Source organism: Streptomyces sp. NPDC058796 (genome assembly GCF_042745235.1).
In the GTDB taxonomy this organism is placed as follows: Bacteria; Actinomycetota; Actinomycetes; order Streptomycetales; family Streptomycetaceae; genus Streptomyces.
Genome location: NZ_JBHYOP010000006.1, coordinates 303,620 through 321,363, shown reverse-complemented (window position 1 = coordinate 321,363; position 17,744 = coordinate 303,620). Strand labels below are relative to the sequence as shown.

Here is a 17,744-nt window from a genome sequence, read left to right as displayed (position 1 = left end):
GCCCCGTGACCGACGTGACGCCCGACCCCCTCCATGCCGAGCTGCTGGAGATCGCCCGCGAGGCCGCCCACCGCGCGGGCGAGCTGCTGCGCGACGGCCGCCCGGCCGACCTGGCGGTCGCCGCCACCAAGTCCAGCCCGATCGACGTGGTCACCGAGATGGACATCGCGGCGGAGAAGCTGGTCACCGGCCTGATCGCCGACCGCCGTCCGGACGACGGCTTCCTCGGCGAGGAGGGCTCCGCCACCGAGGGCACCAGCGGCGTCCGCTGGGTCGTCGACCCGCTCGACGGCACGGTCAACTACCTGTACGGGCTGCCCACCTGGGCGGTCTCCATCGCCGCCGAGCAGAACGGCGAGCGGGTGGCCGGCGTGGTCGTCGCCCCGATGCGGGGCGAGTCGTACCACGCGGTGCTCGGCGGCGGTGCCTGGGCGACGGGAGCGTGGGACGGCGAACGCCGGCTCGCCTGCCGCGGCCCGGCCCCGCTGGACCAGGCCCTGGTCTCCACCGGCTTCAACTACGTCGCCGACGTCCGCGCCGAGCAGGCCGAGATCGCGCGGCGGCTGATCCCGCTGGTGCGTGACATCCGGCGTGGCGGTTCCGCCGCGATCGACCTGTGCGACGTGGCCGCCGGCCGCCTCGACGGCTACTACGAGCGCGGGCTGCACCCGTGGGACCTCGCGGCCGGGGACCTGATCGCCCGGGAGGCGGGCGCGGTGACCGGTGGACGCCCCGGTGAGCGTCCGTCCGCCGACCTGACGATCGCGGCGACGCCGGAGGTCTTCGCGCCCCTCCAGCGGCTCCTGACGGACTTCGGAGCGTAGGCCTCCGGCGGGTTGGGCGGGCAGGGAGGGGCGGTGTGCGCGCCCCCCGCCGCGGCCCGTTACCGGCGCCGACGTCGTCCGGGTCGGCGGCGACACGCCGGCTGCCCGCCGCCGGACGGCACCGCACACGACAGGGCCCCGGCGCTGGATCCCGCCGGGGCCCTGACTCTCACGGGCTGGTCAGACGCTGGTCGTGCCGACCTCCACGCCGTGCTCGGCAGCGAGACGGCGCAGGTCGTCGAGCTCTCCCAGCTCCACCTCGACGAGGAACTCGTCCCCCTCGTCGCGGGCCCGGGACAGGTCGGACTCGGTCGTCTTTATGCGCTGCAGAAGTCCTGCGGTGAAAGCGTCCATGCTGCGCCCCCTCGTCCTGGGTCGTGGGTCGGTGGCACGGGGGTGTGCCGTTCGGAAGGGACGATCACGTCTCCGGTGGAGTGCCCAGCGCTGCCCAGCCGGGCGGCGACGGTGCCGGACACCCACGCCCGCTCTGCGGAAGCGGACCGCGGCATACCGCGCGGTGACGCGGTACAGGCAGAGCGTGATCGCGGGGTGTAAAGCCGTCCTCCCCCTGCTCTCTCCCGCGGAAACCTCAACCACGCGAGAAAATCTCGCATTCCCGCTTGCGTACCGGTGTTCCTCCCGGACCTTCACTCGTCTTACAGCCGACTTATGGCCGAAAAGGGCAGGATGGAGGCAACACACCCCGCCGGCCCCTGCCCTCGTGCGCCCCGGAAGCGCTACGCGGGTGGACACAGGAAGGACAAGCGACGTGCGCGTACTCGTCGTCGAGGACGAGCAGCTGCTCGCCGATGCGGTGGCCACCGGACTGCGCCGGGAGGCCATGGCCGTCGACGTCGTGTACGACGGTGCGGCCGCCCTGGAGCGCATCGGCGTCAACGACTACGACGTGGTCGTCCTCGACCGCGACCTCCCCCTCGTACACGGCGACGACGTGTGCCGCAAGATCGTCGAGCTGGGCATGCCCACGCGCGTGTTGATGCTCACGGCCTCCGGCGACGTCAGCGACCGGGTCGAGGGACTGGAGATCGGCGCCGACGACTACCTGCCCAAGCCCTTCGCGTTCAGCGAGCTCATCGCGCGCGTGCGCGCCCTGGGCCGGCGTACGAGCGTGCCCCTGCCACCCGTCCTGGAGCGCGCCGGCATCAAGCTCGACCCGAACCGCCGCGAGGTCTTCCGCGACGGCAAGGAGGTGCAGCTCGCGCCCAAGGAGTTCGCCGTGCTGGAGGTGCTCATGCGCAGCGAGGGCGCCGTCGTCTCGGCGGAGCAGCTGCTGGAGAAGGCCTGGGACGAGAACACCGACCCGTTCACCAACGTCGTACGAGTGACCGTCATGACCCTGCGCCGCAAGCTGGGCGAGCCGCCCGTCATCGTCACCGTCCCCGGCTCCGGGTACCGGATCTGACCGGCCGTGGCGACGACACCCGCGCCCCCCGGGGCGCCCCCGAAGCCCACCTGGGACCCGCGCTCGGCGACCCCGATGCCGTGGCTGCGGCCCACCATCCGGATAAGGCTCACGCTGCTGTACGGCGGCATGTTCCTCATCGCCGGCATCCTGCTGCTGTCGATCATCTACCTGCTCGCCGCCCAGGCGGTACGGACCGGCAACCAGCCGCTCTACAAGATCGTCGACTTCCAGGACCTCCAGGTCGCCAGCAACGACTGCCCGGGCATCACGGACGGCAACCTGTCGCTGTCGCAGTTCAACGCCGCGATCAGCGACTGCATCGACCGACAGCGCCAGGAAGCCCTCGACCGGCTGCTGAGCCGGTCGCTGCTGGCCCTGCTGGGCCTTGCCGTGATCGCCTTCGCCTTCGGCTACGCGATGGCCGGACGCGTCCTGTCCCCGCTGGGCCGGATCACCCGCACCGCGCGCGCGGTGGCGGGCTCCGACCTGTCCCGCCGGATCGAGCTGGACGGCCCGGACGACGAGCTGAAGGAGCTCGCGGACACCTTCGACGACATGCTGGAGCGGCTGCAGCGGGCCTTCACCGCCCAGCAGCGCTTCGTCGGCAACGCCTCCCACGAGCTGCGCACGCCCCTGGCGATCAACCGGACCCTGCTGGAAGTGCACCTGTCCGATCCCCATGCCCCGGTGGAGCTCCAGCAGCTCGGCAAGACCCTGCTGGCCACCAACGAACGCAGCGAGCAACTCGTCGAGGGCCTGCTGCTGCTCGCCCGCAGCGACAACCAGATCGTCGAGCGCAAACCGGTGGACCTCGCCGAGGTGGCCGGCCAGGCTCTCGACCAGGTGCACGCCGAGGCGGACACCAAGGGTGTGCAGATCCGCGGCACCCGGGACCCGGCGGTGGTCCAGGGCAACGGCGTCCTGCTGGAGCGCATCGCCCTGAACCTTGTCCAGAACGCCGTCCGCTACAACGTGGCGGAACAGGGCTGGGTGGAGGTCACCACCTCGGTCGAGAACGGCCAGGCGGTCCTGGTGGTCACCAACACCGGCCCCGTCGTGCCGGCGTACGAGATCGACAACCTCTTCGAGCCGTTCCGCCGCCTGCGCACCGAGCGCACGGGGAGCGACAAGGGCGTCGGTCTCGGGCTGTCCATCGCGCGGTCGGTGGCGCGGGCGCACGGCGGGCACATCTACGCTCAGCCGCGCGAGGGCGGGGGGCTCGTGATGCGAGTGACACTCCCCGTCTGAGATCATGACCCCGACATCTCACCGACACCCGAGGATGTTCGCTTTGAGCGGAATTTCCAGGCCGACGGCCCCGGAGTTGCCTGTGTGATCGATCACAGCACGGGCTTTCTCGCCATCTACTCTCCGTGATCATGCACCCTGTCGGAAGGCCGGGAAAGTCCTGGTTTTCAAGGGCCCTGATCACGGGAAGTACACGGTGAGGCGCCTTTGAAGTGCGACATTCGGACCGTGTACGGTCCCCATCGCCATCCAAGCCGATCACTCATGAGGAGTCCGGTTGGGTGTCGATTGAGTAACAGACCTTGATGTGAGGCAAAATCTCCGCCTCGGGTCGGGCACAAGTCCGGCCTCTCACGCGTTACGTGCGCTGGAGACACCCGCAGACACCCAGAGGGGGAGAGCGACCATGGCAACCGATTACGACACTCCACGCAAGACCGACGACGACGTCGACTCGGACAGCCTCGAAGAGCTGAAGGCCAGGCGGAACGACAAGTCCGCCTCGGCCGTCGACGTCGACGAGTTCGAGGCCGCGGAAGGCCTCGAACTTCCCGGCGCCGACCTCTCGAACGAGGAACTGGCGGTCCGTGTACTGCCGAAGCAGCAGGACGAGTTCACGTGCATGAGCTGCTTCCTGGTGCACCACCGCAGCCAGCTGGCCCGGGAGAAGAACGGCCAGCCGATCTGCCGCGACTGCGACTGAGGCGGGGTCGGCCGTGACTGGCTCGACCCCTCCCTGGAAGCGCCGCTTCCACAGGCGGGAAGCGGACCAAGGGCCGTTCGACGGTTCCTACAGCGCGCGTGACGACGAGCGGGGCCCGACCGACACGGGGACGGCCCCGCTCGACTCAGTGGCCGACCGGGGTGACCTCCCGGCGACCGCGCAGCCGCCGGCACCCGCTGCCCGGCGCCGGGCAGCGGCGTTCCGGCACAGGGCCGGCCAGGGCGTCCGCAATGGCGGCCAGCGCGCCAGGGCCGCCCTGGCACACCTCGCCGACCGGATCATCGAACTGGCGCCGCGCGTGCCCGTACGGGACCTGGCGACGTTGCGCGGACAGTTCCCCGGCCTCGGTCCCGAGGAGATCGCCGACCGGCTGGTCGCGGGTGCGACCAAGGGCACGGCGACCGTCGGCGCGGGGATCGGCGCGGCGGCGATGATGCCCGTACCGCCCGCGATGCCCGCGGAGCTGGCCGCCGAGGTGACCGGTGTGGCAGCGATCGAACTCAAGCTGATCGCCGAACTGCACGAGGTGTACGGCCTGCGCCCGCCGGGCGGCCTCGCGCAGCGCAGCACCGCGTACCTGAACTCCTGGTCGGACGAGCGCGGAGTCGACGTGTCCAAACCGTCGACCCTCGGCTCGGCGATGAACAGCCACATGAAGCGCCAGCTGCGCCATCAGATCATGAAGCGCATGGTGCGCAACCTGCCGAACCTCATGCCGTTCATGGTCGGTGCCGCGGTGGGCGCCGTCATGAACCGCCGCGACACCAAGAAGCTCGCCGACAGGATCCGGGCGGACCTGCGCAAGAGGCAGGTGCCGTGGAGCGCCCTCGACGAGCTGCCGGCCCTGGAGGGACCGCAGGACGCGCTGGACATGGGCGCCCTCACCAAGGAGCTCGGCCCCAAGGGTCTCGGTGGCCGCAAGGGATTCGGTCACCGCTCCGACGGGGACGGGGACGACGGGCACTGACACCCCGCCCGCGGCGGCGTCACGCCGCCGCCTTCGCCGCCTTCAGGGCCTCGACCAGCCGCTCCGGCTCGCGGGTCGACAGGTACAGGTACGGAGTCGGGTCCTCCGGGTCCGTGACCAGCACCCGCACGGCCCTCGGGATGTAGGCCCGCAGCAGCAGGAAGGCGCGGGTGTCCGCCTTGTGTGTCCGCCAGGCGCGGGCCTCCTCCGGGTCGAGGATCTCCGCCTCGCCCAGGGCGGAGAGCGGCACCCTCGCCTCGCCCGCGATCAGCGAGTCCCCCACGACGCGGATGCGGACCGCGCCGTACGAACTGGCCGCGACCGCCGCCACCGCCGTTCCGCCGGCCAGGCCGCCCAGCATCGGCAGCGTGCCGAAGGGCAGCAGGATCAGGGCGAACGAGAGCCCCACCAGGAAGGACCCCAGCCACCAGGAGCGGGGCGCGGTGAGGCGTTCTTCGTACGGGGCGGTCGAGAGCTGCATGCACCAAGCTTGGCACGGTATCGGTGTTCGGCCGACGCGCGGGTAAGGTCTGCGCCTGTGAGTGGTACTTCCCCAGGTCTCCAGCCCCCCGCCGACGCCGTGAAACCCGTACGGCACCCCGACGCGCCCGCCCCCGGCGAGCTGCTCGGTGCCCACTACGGCCAGTGCTTCGGCTGCGGGGGCGACCAGCCCCACGGGCTGCACCTCCAGGCGCGGGCCGGTGAAGGCGTGTCGATCACCGCCGAGTTCACCGTGCAGTCCGCCCACCAGGGCGCCCCAGGTCTCGCCCACGGCGGCGTGCTGGCCAGCGCACTGGACGAGACGCTCGGTTCGCTCAACTGGCTGCTGCGCACCATCGCGGTGACCGGGCGGCTGGAGACCGACTTCCTGCGGCCGGTGCCCGTCGGCACCACGCTGCACCTGGAGGCCGAGGTGACCGCGGTGGCCGGCCGGAAGATCTACTCCACCGCCACCGGCCGGATCGGCGGCCCCGACGGGCCCGTGGCCGTGCGCGCCGACGCCCTCTTCATCGAGGTCAAGGTCGAACACTTCGTGAACCACGGCCGCGAGGAGGAGATCCGCGCCGCCATGGACGACCCCGACCAGGTCCGCCGGGCCCGCGCCTTCGAGGTGAACCCGTGAGTCTGCCGGACCCCGGGCGCCGCGAGCCCCGCCCCGACCTCGACGTCCTGATCCGCCGCGTCGACCCGGACGTACCGCTTCCGGAGTACGCGCAGCCCGGTGACGCGGGCGCCGACCTGCGCACCACCGTCGACTGCGAACTGAAGCCCGGCGAGCGGGCCGTACTTCCCACCGGCGTGTCTGTGGCGCTCCCGGAGGGGTACGCGGCCTTCGTGCACCCGCGTTCCGGGCTCGCAGCCCGCTTCGGTGTCGCCCTCGTGAATGCCCCGGGGACGATTGATGCCGGGTACCGTGGGGAGATCAAGGTGATCGTGGTGAATCTCGATCCGCGCGAGAGTGTGCGGTTCGAGCGCTTCGACCGGATTGCCCAACTGGTCGTCCAGCAGGTCGAGAGGGTCCGCTTCCACGAGGTCGCGGAGCTTCCCGACTCGGCGCGGGCCGGAGGGGGCTTCGGGTCCACCGGCGGCCACGCCGGGACGGACCGCGCAAGCGGCACAAGCGGTCAGGTCGCCGAGGGCGGCCCGACGGGTGGGAATCGATACGCTTCGGTCGTATCCGACCGGGAAGGACAGTGACGTGTTCGGACGTCGCAAGAAGAGGGATGCCGCCGAGGACGCGGCCGGCGAGGCCGAGCAGGTCGTCGACAGCGTCGACACCGAGGCGGACGAAGAGCGCGAGCGCGTGCGGCTCGAGCCCGGACCGCGGCCCGACGGGCCCTGGGACAGCACCGAGGTCCGCGACCCCGCCGAGGGCCGGGTGGACCTGGGCGGTCTGTTCGTACCCGGAGTCGAGGGCATGGAACTGCGGGTGGAGGTCGCGGGCGACGCGATCGTCGCCGCGACCGTCGTGCTGCGCGACAGCGCCATCCAGCTGCAGGGCTTCGCCGCGCCCAAGCGCGAGGGCATCTGGGCCGAGGTCCGGGAGGAGATCGGCTCCGGCATCACCCAGCAGGGCGGCATCATCGACGAGGTCGAGGGCCCGCTGGGCTGGGAGCTGCGGGCGCAGGTCCCGGTGCAGCTGCCGGACGGCACGGGCGGCTTCCAGGTCGTGCGCTTCGTCGGCGTGGACGGTCCCCGCTGGTTCCTGCGCGGCGTGATCTCCGGCCAGGGCGCGGTGCAGCCGCAGGCCGCCGGTCTGCTGGAGCAGATCTTCCGGGACACGGTCGTGGTCCGCGGCGAGGGCCCGATGGCCCCCCGCGACCCGATCGTCCTCAAGCTCCCCAACGACGCGCAGATGGTCCCCGAGGGCGTCCAGCAGGAGGAGGGCTCCCGCTTCTCCGGCGGCATGGGCCAGCTCCAGCGGGGCCCGGAGATCACTGAGGTCCGCTAGACGATCACTCGCTACGGAGGGCCGCGTCCCGCACGGGCGGCGGCCCTTCCGCCATGCCGGGGCCACACGGTCACACCCGGTCGGCCTGTCACGCGGTCTGGGCCGTCACGGCAGCCCGGACGGCGTGGACTGTCGTGGCAGCCCGAACGGCATTGCGCCGGGACGGTGCGGCCCGGCCCGCAGCGAGGCTGACCGTCCGGATCGCCAGGGCGGCCTGGAGCGTGGTTCTGCGGTCCGGAGGGCATGCTTCGTCCGGACCGTCACCATCGGTGCGGTCTGAGTGGTGAGCCCGGACTGGGCAGTCCGCCGGGACGGTGCGGCCCGGCCCGCACCGAACCACCCCCGCACGGATCGTCACGCCGGCCCGGAGAATCACGTGCGCCCGGACCGCACACTCCGACGGACTGTCACGCTCGCCCCGGGCCGTCGCCCCCGGCCGTTGCTCGCTGCCGGGCCACAACGGCCGTGGTCCGCACGGGCCATGACGGGTCGCACCGGCCGTGGCGGCCACACCGGCCAGGACCGGGCAGAACCCGCCCCGACGGGCCACACCGGCACGGCGCCCCCGGTGCCGAGCCGGGCCGGACCTTGAACGTTCCGGTGCCGTCCGGTGATACTGGCGCCCGGTTTCCGGCGGGGGAGGGCACATGAGCCACGGCCAGGTGGTCGCCGACACCATGGTGCGCGTCGAGGGCGTGCGCAAGGCGTACGGTCACGGGGCCGCCGCCGTGCACGCCCTGCGCGGCGTCTCCTTCGAAGTGCCGCGCGGTGAGCTGGTCGCCCTGAAGGGACGGTCGGGTTCCGGGAAGACCACGCTGCTCAACATCGTCGGCGGGCTCGACGCGGCCGACGCCGGGCGGGTCGAGGTCGACGGCCGGGACCTCGCTGAACTGGACGAGGGCGGCCTGCTCTCCCTGCGCCGGGACCGGGTCGGGTTCGTCTTCCAGTCCTTCGGGCTCATCCCGGTCCTCACCGCCGCCGAGAACGTCGGCGTCCCGCTGCGGCTGCGCCGTACCGCACCGCGCGAACGCGAGGAACGTGTAGAGCTGCTCCTCTCCCTGGTCGGACTGGCCGACCACGCCGCCCAGCGTCCCGGAGAGCTGTCCGGCGGGCAGCAGCAGCGGGTCGCCGTCGCCCGTGCCCTCGCCAACAACCCGGCGCTCCTGATCGCCGACGAGCCCACCGGCCAGCTGGACGCGGAGACCGGGCGCGCCGTGATGGAGCTGCTGCGGGCCGTCGTACGCAGCGAGCAGGTCACCGCCCTCGTCGCCACCCACGACGCCACGCTGCTCGACCTGGCCGACCGGGTGCTCGAACTCCGTGACGGGGAGATCGTCGCGGAGTGACAGCGCGGGCGTCAGAGTTCCGTCAAGGAGCGCCCGCGTCCCGTATCCCGCCCTGATTTGTCGGGATTGCTGGCCGTAAGGTCGACGCTGCGCAGCCAGCGCTGACCGGAAGACAATGAGGCCATGGGACGCGGCAAGCTTCGGATCTACCTCGGTGCGGCACCGGGCGTCGGCAAGACGTACGCGATGCTGTCCGAGGCACACCGCCGCATGGAGCGGGGCACGGACTGCGTCGTGGCCTTCGTGGAGCACCACGGCAGGTCCCGGACCGAGGTGCTGCTGCACGGCCTGGAGCAGGTGCCGCGCCGAGAGCTGGCGCACCGCGGCGCCGTCTTCACGGAACTGGACCTGGACGCGGTGCTGGAGCGCGCCCCCCGGGTCGCCCTGGTGGACGAACTCGCGCACACCAACGTCCCCGGCGCCCGCAACACCAAACGGTGGCAGGACGTGGAAGAGCTGCTGGCCGCCGGCGTCGACGTGATCTCGACCGTCAACATCCAGCACCTGGAGTCCCTCGGCGACGTCGTCGAGTCGATCACGGGCGTACGGCAGCAGGAGACCGTGCCGGACGAGGTGGTGCGGCGGGCCGACCAGATCGAGCTCGTGGACATGTCGCCGCAGGCACTGCGCCGGCGCATGGCCCACGGCAACATCTACCAGCCGGACAAGGTCGACGCGGCGCTGTCCAACTACTTCCGCCCCGGCAACCTCACCGCCCTGCGCGAGCTGGCCCTCCTGTGGGTGGCGGACCGGGTCGACGAATACCTCCAGCAGTACCGCAGCGAGCACCGCGTCTCGAAGATCTGGGGCTCGCGCGAGCGCATCGTGGTCGGCCTGACCGGCGGCCCCGAGGGCCGGACCCTGATACGCCGGGCCGCGCGCCTCGCGGAGAAGGGCGCCGGCGGCGAGGTACTCGCCGTCTACATAGCCCGCAGTGACGGGCTCACCGCTGCCTCCCCCAAGGAACTGGCGGTGCAGCGCACCTTGGTCGAGGACCTGGGCGGCACCTTCCACCACGTGCTCGGGGACGACATACCGGCCGCCCTGCTCGACTTCGCGCGCGGCAGCAACGCCACCCAGATCGTCCTCGGCTCCTCGCGCCGCAAGGCCTGGCAGTACGTCTTCGGCCCCGGCGTCGGCGCCACGGTGGCCCGCGAGTCCGGCCCCGACCTGGACGTCCACATCGTGACCCACGAGGAGGTCGCCAAGGGACGCGGACTGCCCGTGGCCAGGGGCGCGCGGCTCGGCCGCTCCCGGATCGTCTGGGGCTGGTTCACCGGTCTCGGCGGCCCGGTCCTGCTCACCCTGCTGCTGAACACCGTCCACCTCGGCCTCGCCAACGACGTCCTGTTCTACCTTGCGCTGACCGTGGCCGCCGCTCTGCTCGGCGGCCTCTACCCGGCGCTCGCCTCGGCCGCCGTCGGGTCCCTCCTGCTGAACTGGTTCTTCACGCCCCCGGTCAACCGGATCACCATCGCCGACCCCCGGAACATGCTCGCGCTCGCCATATTCGTGGGCGTCGCGCTCTCCGTGGCCTCGGTCGTCGACGTCGCGGCCCGCCGCACCCACCAGGCCGCCCGGCTGCGCGCCGAGTCGGAGATCCTCTCCTTCCTCGCCGGAGACGTCCTGCGCGGCGAGACCAGCCTGGAGACCCTGCTGGAGCGGGTCCGCGAGACCTTCGGCATGGAGTCGGCCGCCCTGCTGGAACGGGAGGGCGACGTGGCGCCCTGGACCTGCGCCGGACAGGCCGGAACGGGCCCGCCGGTGGAGCGCCCGGAGGACGCGGACGTCGACATGCCGGTCGGGGACCACATGGCTCTCGCGCTGACCGGCCGGGTACTGCCCGCCGAGGACCGCCGGGTGCTGGCCGCCTTCGCCGCCCAGGCAGCCGTCGTCCTGGACCGGCGGCGCCTGCGCGAGGAGGCAGACCGGGCCCGCGCGCTGGCCGAGGGCAACCGCATCCGCACCGCCCTGCTGGCCGCCGTCAGCCACGATCTGCGGACACCGCTCGCCGGGATCAAGGCCGCGGTCACCAGCCTGCGCTCCGACGACGTGTCGTGGTCCGAGGAGGACCAGGCCGAGCTGCTGGAGGGCATCGAGGAGGGCGCCGACCGCCTCGACCACCTGGTGGGCAACCTGCTCGACATGTCCCGCCTGCAGACCGGCACCGTCACGCCGCTGATCCGCGAGATCGACGTCGACGAGGTGGTGCCGATGGCCCTCGGCGGCGTCCCCGAGGGCAGCGTCGAGCTGGACGTCCCCGAGACGCTGCCCATGGTCGCCGTCGACGCGGGGCTGCTGGAGCGGGCGATGGCCAACCTGATCGAGAACGCGGTCAAGTACAGCCCCGCCGGCCGGGCCGTCCTGGTCGCCGCCAGCGCGCTCGCGGACCGGGTCGAGGTGCGGGTCGTCGACCGGGGGCCGGGCGTGCCGGACGACGCCAAGGAGCGCATCTTCGAGCCCTTCCAGCGGTACGGCGACGCCCCGCGCGGCTCCGGAGTGGGCCTCGGCCTGGCCGTGGCCCGGGGCTTCGCCGAGGCCATGTCCGGCACCCTGAACGCCGAGGACACCCCTGGCGGCGGCCTCACCATGGTGCTCACCCTCCGCGCGGCCGGCACACACACCGGCGCTCTCCCCGTCACGTCAGCAGAAAGGCAGGCCGCCCGATGACCCGGGTGCTCGTGATCGACGACGAACCGCAGATCGTGCGGGCCCTCGTGATCAACCTCAAGGCCCGGCACTACGAGGTCGACGCCGCCCACGACGGCGCCACCGCCCTCCAGCTCGCCGCCGCCCGCCACCCAGACGTGGTGGTGCTGGACCTGGGCCTGCCCGACATGGACGGCGTCGAGGTGATCCGGGGCCTGCGCGGCTGGACCCGGGTGCCGATCCTGGTGCTCTCCGCCCGGCACTCCTCCGACGAGAAGGTCGAGGCGCTCGACGCGGGCGCCGACGACTACGTCACCAAGCCCTTCGGCATGGACGAACTGCTGGCCCGCCTGCGTGCCGCCGTCCGCCGGGCCGAACCCCTCCCCGGAGGCGAGGACGACGTGATCGTCGACACCGCCGAGTTCACCGTCGACCTGGCCGCGAAGAAGGTGAACCGGGGCGGCAGGGACGTACGGCTGACGCCCACCGAGTGGCACCTGCTGGAGGTGCTGGTGCGCAACACCGGGCGCCTGGTCAGCCAGAAGCAGCTGCTGCAGGAGGTGTGGGGGCCGTCGTACGGGACGGAGACGAACTACCTGCGGGTCTACATGGCGCAGCTGCGCCGCAAGCTGGAGACGGATCCGGCGCACCCCCGCCACTTCATCACGGAGCCGGGCATGGGGTACCGCTTCGAGAAGTGAGCGGGAGGCGGGCGGTGGCCGAGAGGCCGCGAAAGTGAGCCTCGCGATACCGGTCCGGAGAGGGTGTCTGCCTGTCGGCCCGTCCCGGTACGCTTCAGACATGAGTGCTGCTCCGCGTTCCGACAAGCCGGTGGGCCGGTTCCGGCGCATGTTCGACCGGCTCTCCTCGTCGCAGGAGGACTTGGAGTCCGAGGAACTGCGCGAGGACGCCGACACCGCCGGCTGCACCCGCATCTGCGACTGCCAGGACCGCCAGATCGTCTCTGTTACTGGTACCTTGCGCACGGTCACCCTGCGACCGCGCGCGGGCGTCCCGGCCCTGGAGGCCGAGCTGTTCGACGGTTCCGCCGCCCTGGACGTGGTGTGGCTGGGCAGACGCGCCATCGTGGGCATAGAGCCGGGGCGCAAGCTCATCGCATCGGGCCGGATCTCCATGAGCCGGGGCCGCCGGGTGCTCTTCAACCCGAAATACGAACTGAGACCCCTCGGACGGGAGTAGCCGGTGACGTCGCTCGACAAGCCGACCGAAGACACCCAGGACACGGAAGCCGGCGACGCGCGGGCGGTGACGGAGGCCGCGCTGTTCGAGGCGTTCGGCGGCGTGCGGGGCATGGTCGAGACGGTGCTGCCGGGCCTGCTCTTCGTCACCATCTTCACGCTCAACAACGACCTGCACATGTCGGCGATCGCGGCGCTGGCCGTGTCGCTGGTGCTGGTCGTGGTCCGGCTGGCGATGAAGGACACCGTCAAGCACGCCTTCAGCGGCGTCTTCGGCGTGGCCTTCGGCGTGGTCTTCGCGATGATGACCGACAACGCCAAGAACTTCTACCTTCCGGGCATGCTCTACACCCTGGGCCTGGCCCTGGCGTACATCGTCACCGCGCTGGCCGGGGTGCCCCTGATCGGCCTGATCCTCGGCCCGGTCTTCAAGGAGAACCTCTCCTGGCGCACCCGGAACCCGGGACGCAAGAAGGCCTACACCAAGGCCAGCTACGCCTGGGGCTTCATCCTGCTCGCCAAGTCCGCGATCCTCTTCCCGCTGTACTGGTGGGCGGACACCGAGCAGCTCGGCTGGGTCCTGGTCACCCTGAAGATCCCGCCCTTCCTGCTCGCCGTCTGGCTGACCTGGGTCTTCCTGGCCAAGGCGCCGGCCCCCATCGACGTGTTCGCGGAGATGGAGGCGGCGGAGCAGGCCGAGAAGGAGCGCGAGGAGCGCGCGAAGGCCGAGCGCGAGGCCCGGGGCGAAGACACCCTGGACCCCGCGCCCGGCGGCAGGCACCGCAAGGGCTGACGCACCCGAGGGGTGACGGCATACGACGGTGGGGCGCCCGGAGACCTCCGGGCGCCCCACCGTCGTATGCGCGGCCGTGCGCGGGCCGTGCGCCGGGTCAGCGCGCCGTACTGCCCTTGCGTGCCGACAGCAGGTCCTCCAGCTGCTCCTCGCGGGCCTGCGCCGCCACGAACAGCAGCTCGTCGCCGGCCTCCAGGGAGTCCTCCTTGGACGGCGTCAGCACCCGGGTGCCGCGGATGATCGTGACCAGCGAGGTGTCCTCGGGCCACTCCACGTCCCCGACCTGCGTGCCGGCCAGCGCCGACTCCTCCGGCAGCGTCAGCTCCACCAGGTTGGCGTCGCCGTGGCTGAAGCGCAGCAGCCGGACCAGGTCGCCGACGCTCACCGCCTCCTCGACCAGGGCCGACATCAGCCGCGGCGTGGAGACGGCGACGTCCACGCCCCAGGACTCGTTGAACAGCCACTCGTTCTTCGGGTTGTTCACCCGGGCGACGACGCGCGGAACGCCGTACTCGGTCTTGGCCAGCAGGGAGACGACCAGGTTGACCTTGTCGTCGCCCGTCGCGGCGATGACGACGTTGCAGCGCTGGAGCGCCGCCTCGTCCAGGGACGTGATCTCGCACGCGTCCGCGAGCAGCCACTCCGCCATCGGCACCCGCTCGACCGAGATCGCGGTCGGCGCCTTGTCGATGAGCAGGACCTCGTGGCCGTTCTCCAGCAGCTCGCCCGCGATCGAACGGCCGACCGCACCGGCTCCGGCAATGGCGACCCTCATCAGTGACCGCCCTCCTCTTCAGGACCCTGGGCGAACGCCGCCTCGACCTTGTCGACCTCGTCGGTGCGCATCATCACGTGCACCAGGTCACCCTCCTGCAGCACCGTCTGCGAGGAGGGCAGGATCGCCTCCCCGAGCCGGGTGAGGAACGCCACCCGCACCCCGGTCTCCTCCTGGAGCCGGCTGATCTTGTGGCCGACCCAGGACGCCGAGGTGTGCACCTCGGCGAGCTGGACACCGCCGGTCGGGTCGCGCCAGAGCGGCTCGGCGCCCGAGGGGAGCAGCCGGCGCAGCATCTGGTCGGCGGTCCAGCGGACGGTGGCGACCGTGGGGATGCCCAGGCGCTGGTAGACCTCGGCGCGGCGGGGGTCGTAGATGCGGGCGGCGACGTTCTCCACGCCGAACATCTCACGGGCCACCCGGGCGGCGATGATGTTCGAGTTGTCGCCGCTGGAGACGGCGGCGAAGGCGCCGGCCTCCTCGATGCCCGCCTCGCGCAGGGTGTCCTGGTCGAAACCGATACCGGTGACCCTGCGGCCGCCGAACGTGGAACCGAGGCGGCGAAAAGCGGTGGGGTCCTGGTCGACCACGGCGACCGTGTGCCCCTGCTGCTCCAGATTCTGCGCGAGGGCCGAGCCCACACGCCCGCAGCCCATGATCACGATGTGCATCGCCTCACACCCCGCTTCCTGCGGGCCCGCCGGCCTTAGTGGATGTCCTGCTCATGTCTCTCTTTCGGCTCGCCTGGCGACACGTCCGCGGCCGGTGTGCGGGCCGCAGGGGAACATCATGCCGGTGCGCACCGGCCCTGACGCCGCTCGGGGCCCCGGGAAGTCCGGAACCCCGAACAGAAGCCGGGTCTCCCCGTCGTCCGCCCCCAACGTAGCGCCAAGCCTCAGGGGGCCGCAGGGGGCCGTCTCACCCTCGGGCCGAGGACCCCCGCCGGCCGATGCTGCGAATGCTGGCGAGAGTCAGGATTCCGAGGCCGACGAGCGTGGCGGCGCCGCCGATCAGCTCTGCGCTCAGGTCGCTCAGGTGCATGGGACCTCCAGGGGGCGGTGCAACGGCCGGGGAGCGGTCGGCAATCGGGCATCTTCCTCATACAGTCGGACATTCAGGCACGCCGACCGCGCGACCTGCGGAATCCGCAGCCGTACCGGCCCCCGAGTTCACCCGTAGAGCAGAGGCCGGGCCGACCGGGGGTGGCGGTTGGGCGGGCGCTCGTTCGAAGGCTTACGATCCTCTGTTGTGTCCAAACTGACCGACGTGCCCAAACGGATTCTGATCGGGCGCGCACTGCGCAGTGACCGGCTGGGGGAAACGCTCCTGCCGAAGCGCATCGCCCTCCCCGTCTTCGCCTCCGACCCGCTGTCCTCCGTGGCGTACGCGCCCGGCGAGGTCCTGCTGGTCCTGTCCATCGCGGGCGTGTCGGCGTACCACTTCAGCCCCTGGATCGCGGTCGCGGTCGTCGTGCTGATGTTCACCGTGGTCGCCTCCTACCGGCAGAACGTGCACGCCTACCCGAGCGGCGGCGGCGACTACGAGGTGGCGAACACCAACCTCGGCCCGAAGGCCGGCCTGACGGTGGCGAGCGCACTCCTGGTCGACTACGTGCTGACCGTCGCGGTCTCCATCTCCTCCGGCATCGAGAACCTCGGTTCCGCGATCCCCTTCGTGGTCGAGCACAAGGTCCTCTGCGCCATCGCCGTCATCCTGCTGCTGACGCTGATGAACCTGCGCGGCGTCAAGGAGTCGGGCACGCTCTTCGCCATCCCGACGTACGTCTTCGTCGCGGGCGTCTTCATCATGATCGCCTGGGGCGCCTTCCGCGGCCTGGTCCTGGACGACACCATGCGCGCCCCCACCGCGGACTACGAGATCAAACCGGAACACGGCGGCCTCGCGGGCTTCGCGCTGGTCTTCCTCCTTCTGCGCGCCTTCTCCTCCGGCTGCGCCGCCCTCACCGGCGTGGAGGCGATCTCCAACGGCGTCCCGGCCTTCCGCAAGCCCAAGTCGAAGAACGCGGGCAACACCCTCGCCCTGATGGGCCTGCTCGCCGTCACCATGTTCTGCGGCATCATCGCCCTGGCCGCCGCCACCGACGTCCGCATGTCGGAGAACCCGGCCACCGACCTCTTCCACGACGGCGTCGCGCTCGGCTCGGACTACGTGCAGCACCCGGTGATCTCGCAGGTCGCCGAGGCGGTCTTCGGGGAGGGCAGCTTCCTCTTCATCGTCCTGGCCGCAGCCACCGCACTCGTCCTCTTCCTCGCCGCGAACACGGCGTACAACGGCTTCCCGCTGCTCGGCTCGATCCTCGCCCAGGACCGCTACCTGCCCCGCCAGCTGCACACCCGCGGCGACCGCCTGGCCTTCTCCAACGGCATCGTGCTGCTGGCCGGCGCGGCGATGCTGCTGGTCTTCATCTACGGCGCCGACTCGACGCGCCTGATCCAGCTCTACATCGTCGGCGTCTTCGTCTCCTTCACGCTCAGCCAGATCGGCATGGTCCGTCACTGGAACCGGCACCTGGCCGCCGAGAAGGCCCCGGCCGCGCGCCGCCGCATGATCCGCTCCCGCGCGATCAACGCCTTCGGTGCCTTCTTCACCGGCCTGGTCCTGGTCGTCGTACTGGCCACGAAGTTCACGCACGGCGCCTGGGTGGCGCTGCTCGGCATGTGCATCTTCTTCGCGACGATGACGGCCATCCGCAAGCACTACGACCGCGTCGCCGAGGAGATCGCCGCTCCCGAGGACCCCGACGAGCCGCAGTCCGACGACATGGTCCGCCCGTCCCGCGTCCACTCGGTCGTCCTCATCTCCAAGATCCACCGCCCCACGCTCCGAGCCCTCGCCTACGCCAAGCTCATGCGCTCCGACACCCTGGAGGCGCTCAGCGTCAACGTCGACCCGGCCGAGACCAAGGCCCTGCGCGACGAATGGGAACGGCGCGGCATCGCCGTACCGCTGAAGGTGCTGGACTCGCCCTACCGCGAGATCACGCGACCGGTCATCGAGTACGTCAAGAGTCTGCGCAAGGAGTCCCCGCGTGACGCGGTCTCGGTGATCATCCCCGAGTACGTGGTCGGCCACTGGTACGAACACCTGCTGCACAACCAGAGCGCCCTGCGCCTCAAGGGCCGCCTGCTCTTCACCCCCGGCGTCATGGTCACCTCGGTCCCGTACCAGCTCCAGTCCTCCGAGGCCGCCAAGCGGCGCGCGGGCAAGCGCCAGGACTGGAACGCGCCCGGCGCGGTCCGGCGCGGCCCCGCGGGCCCCGACCGGGCGAAGGAGTCCTCGCCGTCGAAGTAGACTGGACGGCTGTTGTCCTTCGGCGCCCG

18 protein-coding genes are annotated in these 17,744 nt (G+C 71.5%); 14 read left to right on the top strand and 4 right to left on the bottom strand.

What is annotated here, in order from left to right; all coding sequences use genetic code 11:
• Positions 1-5 precede the first annotated feature (5 nt).
• Positions 6-824, top strand: a complete 819-nt coding sequence (locus ACFW47_RS17810; RefSeq protein WP_386276957.1) for an inositol monophosphatase family protein — start codon at positions 6-8, stop codon at positions 822-824.
• Between the two features lie 180 nt (positions 825-1,004).
• On the opposite strand, the gene ACFW47_RS17805 is transcribed toward ACFW47_RS17810, so the two are convergent.
• Positions 1,005-1,178 (bottom strand): hypothetical protein, encoded by a 174-nt coding sequence (locus ACFW47_RS17805; protein ID WP_019325850.1) that lies wholly within the window; start codon positions 1,176-1,178, stop codon positions 1,005-1,007.
• 415 nt (positions 1,179-1,593) lie between these two features.
• Between ACFW47_RS17805 and ACFW47_RS17800 the strand changes: the two genes are divergently transcribed.
• The 4 genes from ACFW47_RS17800 (at position 1,594) to ACFW47_RS17785 (ending at position 5,189) form a co-directional block, all read left to right on the top strand.
• A complete protein-coding gene (locus ACFW47_RS17800) occupies positions 1,594-2,247 on the top strand; it encodes a response regulator transcription factor (RefSeq protein WP_003993508.1) in 654 nt (217 codons plus the stop codon).
• A 6-nt stretch (positions 2,248-2,253) separates the two neighbouring features.
• Entirely contained in the window at positions 2,254-3,498 is a 1,245-nt protein-coding gene (locus tag ACFW47_RS17795) for a sensor histidine kinase (protein ID WP_386276954.1), read from the top strand.
• A gap of 406 nt (positions 3,499-3,904) precedes the next feature.
• On the top strand, positions 3,905-4,201 hold the full coding sequence (locus ACFW47_RS17790; RefSeq protein WP_003993510.1) for a DUF4193 domain-containing protein: 297 nt from the start codon (positions 3,905-3,907) through the stop codon (positions 4,199-4,201).
• Between the two features lie 13 nt (positions 4,202-4,214).
• Entirely contained in the window at positions 4,215-5,189 is a 975-nt protein-coding gene (locus ACFW47_RS17785; protein WP_386306258.1) for a hypothetical protein, read from the top strand.
• Between the two features lie 19 nt (positions 5,190-5,208).
• Here ACFW47_RS17785 and ACFW47_RS17780 read toward each other — a convergent pair whose 3' ends face one another.
• Positions 5,209-5,670: a DUF3093 domain-containing protein gene (locus ACFW47_RS17780; protein ID WP_073731794.1), complete on the bottom strand. Its 462-nt coding sequence runs from the start codon at positions 5,668-5,670 to the stop codon at positions 5,209-5,211.
• Positions 5,671-5,727: 57 nt separating this feature from the next.
• On the opposite strand from ACFW47_RS17780, the gene ACFW47_RS17775 reads away from it, so the two are divergent.
• From ACFW47_RS17775 to ACFW47_RS17740, 8 genes are all read left to right on the top strand, one after another.
• Positions 5,728-6,312, top strand: a complete 585-nt coding sequence (locus tag ACFW47_RS17775; protein ID WP_386276947.1) for a PaaI family thioesterase — start codon at positions 5,728-5,730, stop codon at positions 6,310-6,312.
• Positions 6,309-6,887: a dUTP diphosphatase gene (gene dut, locus ACFW47_RS17770; RefSeq protein ID WP_386276944.1), complete on the top strand. Its 579-nt coding sequence runs from the start codon at positions 6,309-6,311 to the stop codon at positions 6,885-6,887. Before ACFW47_RS17775 ends, dut begins: the two co-directional genes overlap by 4 nt.
• 1 nt (position 6,888) lies before the next feature.
• Positions 6,889-7,641, top strand: a complete 753-nt coding sequence (locus ACFW47_RS17765) for a DUF3710 domain-containing protein (RefSeq protein ID WP_386276942.1) — start codon at positions 6,889-6,891, stop codon at positions 7,639-7,641.
• Between the two features lie 647 nt (positions 7,642-8,288).
• Entirely contained in the window at positions 8,289-8,987 is a 699-nt protein-coding gene (locus tag ACFW47_RS17760) for an ABC transporter ATP-binding protein (RefSeq protein ID WP_386306256.1), read from the top strand.
• 123 nt (positions 8,988-9,110) lie between these two features.
• Positions 9,111-11,657, top strand: coding sequence for an ATP-binding protein (locus ACFW47_RS17755; protein ID WP_386306254.1), 2,547 nt, complete (start codon positions 9,111-9,113; stop codon positions 11,655-11,657).
• Positions 11,654-12,337 (top strand): response regulator, encoded by a 684-nt coding sequence (locus ACFW47_RS17750; RefSeq protein WP_386276936.1) that lies wholly within the window; start codon positions 11,654-11,656, stop codon positions 12,335-12,337. Before ACFW47_RS17755 ends, ACFW47_RS17750 begins: the two co-directional genes overlap by 4 nt.
• A gap of 100 nt (positions 12,338-12,437) precedes the next feature.
• Complete coding sequence (locus tag ACFW47_RS17745; RefSeq protein WP_386276934.1) at positions 12,438-12,836, top strand: OB-fold nucleic acid binding domain-containing protein; 399 nt, start codon at positions 12,438-12,440, stop codon at positions 12,834-12,836.
• A 3-nt stretch (positions 12,837-12,839) separates the two neighbouring features.
• Entirely contained in the window at positions 12,840-13,628 is a 789-nt protein-coding gene (locus ACFW47_RS17740) for a DUF3159 domain-containing protein (protein WP_386306252.1), read from the top strand.
• Between the two features lie 97 nt (positions 13,629-13,725).
• Here ACFW47_RS17740 and ACFW47_RS17735 read toward each other — a convergent pair whose 3' ends face one another.
• Positions 13,726-14,403 carry a potassium channel family protein gene (locus tag ACFW47_RS17735; protein ID WP_386276930.1) on the bottom strand — a complete coding sequence of 226 codons (678 nt, stop codon included), beginning with the start codon at positions 14,401-14,403 and terminating at the stop codon, positions 13,726-13,728.
• A complete protein-coding gene (locus tag ACFW47_RS17730; RefSeq protein WP_386276928.1) occupies positions 14,403-15,074 on the bottom strand; it encodes a potassium channel family protein in 672 nt (223 codons plus the stop codon). The genes ACFW47_RS17735 and ACFW47_RS17730 overlap by 1 nt, the downstream gene beginning before the upstream one ends.
• Positions 15,075-15,651: 577 nt before the next feature.
• Here ACFW47_RS17730 and ACFW47_RS17725 point away from each other — a divergent pair.
• Positions 15,652-17,715: an APC family permease gene (locus ACFW47_RS17725; protein ID WP_386306249.1), complete on the top strand. Its 2,064-nt coding sequence runs from the start codon at positions 15,652-15,654 to the stop codon at positions 17,713-17,715.
• Positions 17,716-17,744 lie beyond the last annotated feature (29 nt).

Excerpts from the sequence above, each read along its gene's own strand:
- ACFW47_RS17805 (WP_019325850.1), bottom strand. The coding sequence starts at position 1,178 with ATGGACGCTTTCACCGCAGGACTTCTGCAGCGCATAAAGACGACCGAG.
- ACFW47_RS17790 (WP_003993510.1), top strand. The coding sequence starts at position 3,905 with ATGGCAACCGATTACGACACTCCACGCAAGACCGACGACGACGTCGAC.
- ACFW47_RS17780 (WP_073731794.1), bottom strand. The coding sequence starts at position 5,670 with ATGCAGCTCTCGACCGCCCCGTACGAAGAACGCCTCACCGCGCCCCGC.
- ACFW47_RS17760 (WP_386306256.1), top strand. The coding sequence starts at position 8,289 with ATGAGCCACGGCCAGGTGGTCGCCGACACCATGGTGCGCGTCGAGGGC.
- ACFW47_RS17755 (WP_386306254.1), top strand. The coding sequence starts at position 9,111 with ATGGGACGCGGCAAGCTTCGGATCTACCTCGGTGCGGCACCGGGCGTC.
- ACFW47_RS17750 (WP_386276936.1), top strand. The coding sequence starts at position 11,654 with ATGACCCGGGTGCTCGTGATCGACGACGAACCGCAGATCGTGCGGGCC.
- ACFW47_RS17745 (WP_386276934.1), top strand. The coding sequence starts at position 12,438 with ATGAGTGCTGCTCCGCGTTCCGACAAGCCGGTGGGCCGGTTCCGGCGC.
- ACFW47_RS17735 (WP_386276930.1), bottom strand. The coding sequence starts at position 14,403 with ATGAGGGTCGCCATTGCCGGAGCCGGTGCGGTCGGCCGTTCGATCGCG.
- ACFW47_RS17730 (WP_386276928.1), bottom strand. The coding sequence starts at position 15,074 with ATGCACATCGTGATCATGGGCTGCGGGCGTGTGGGCTCGGCCCTCGCG.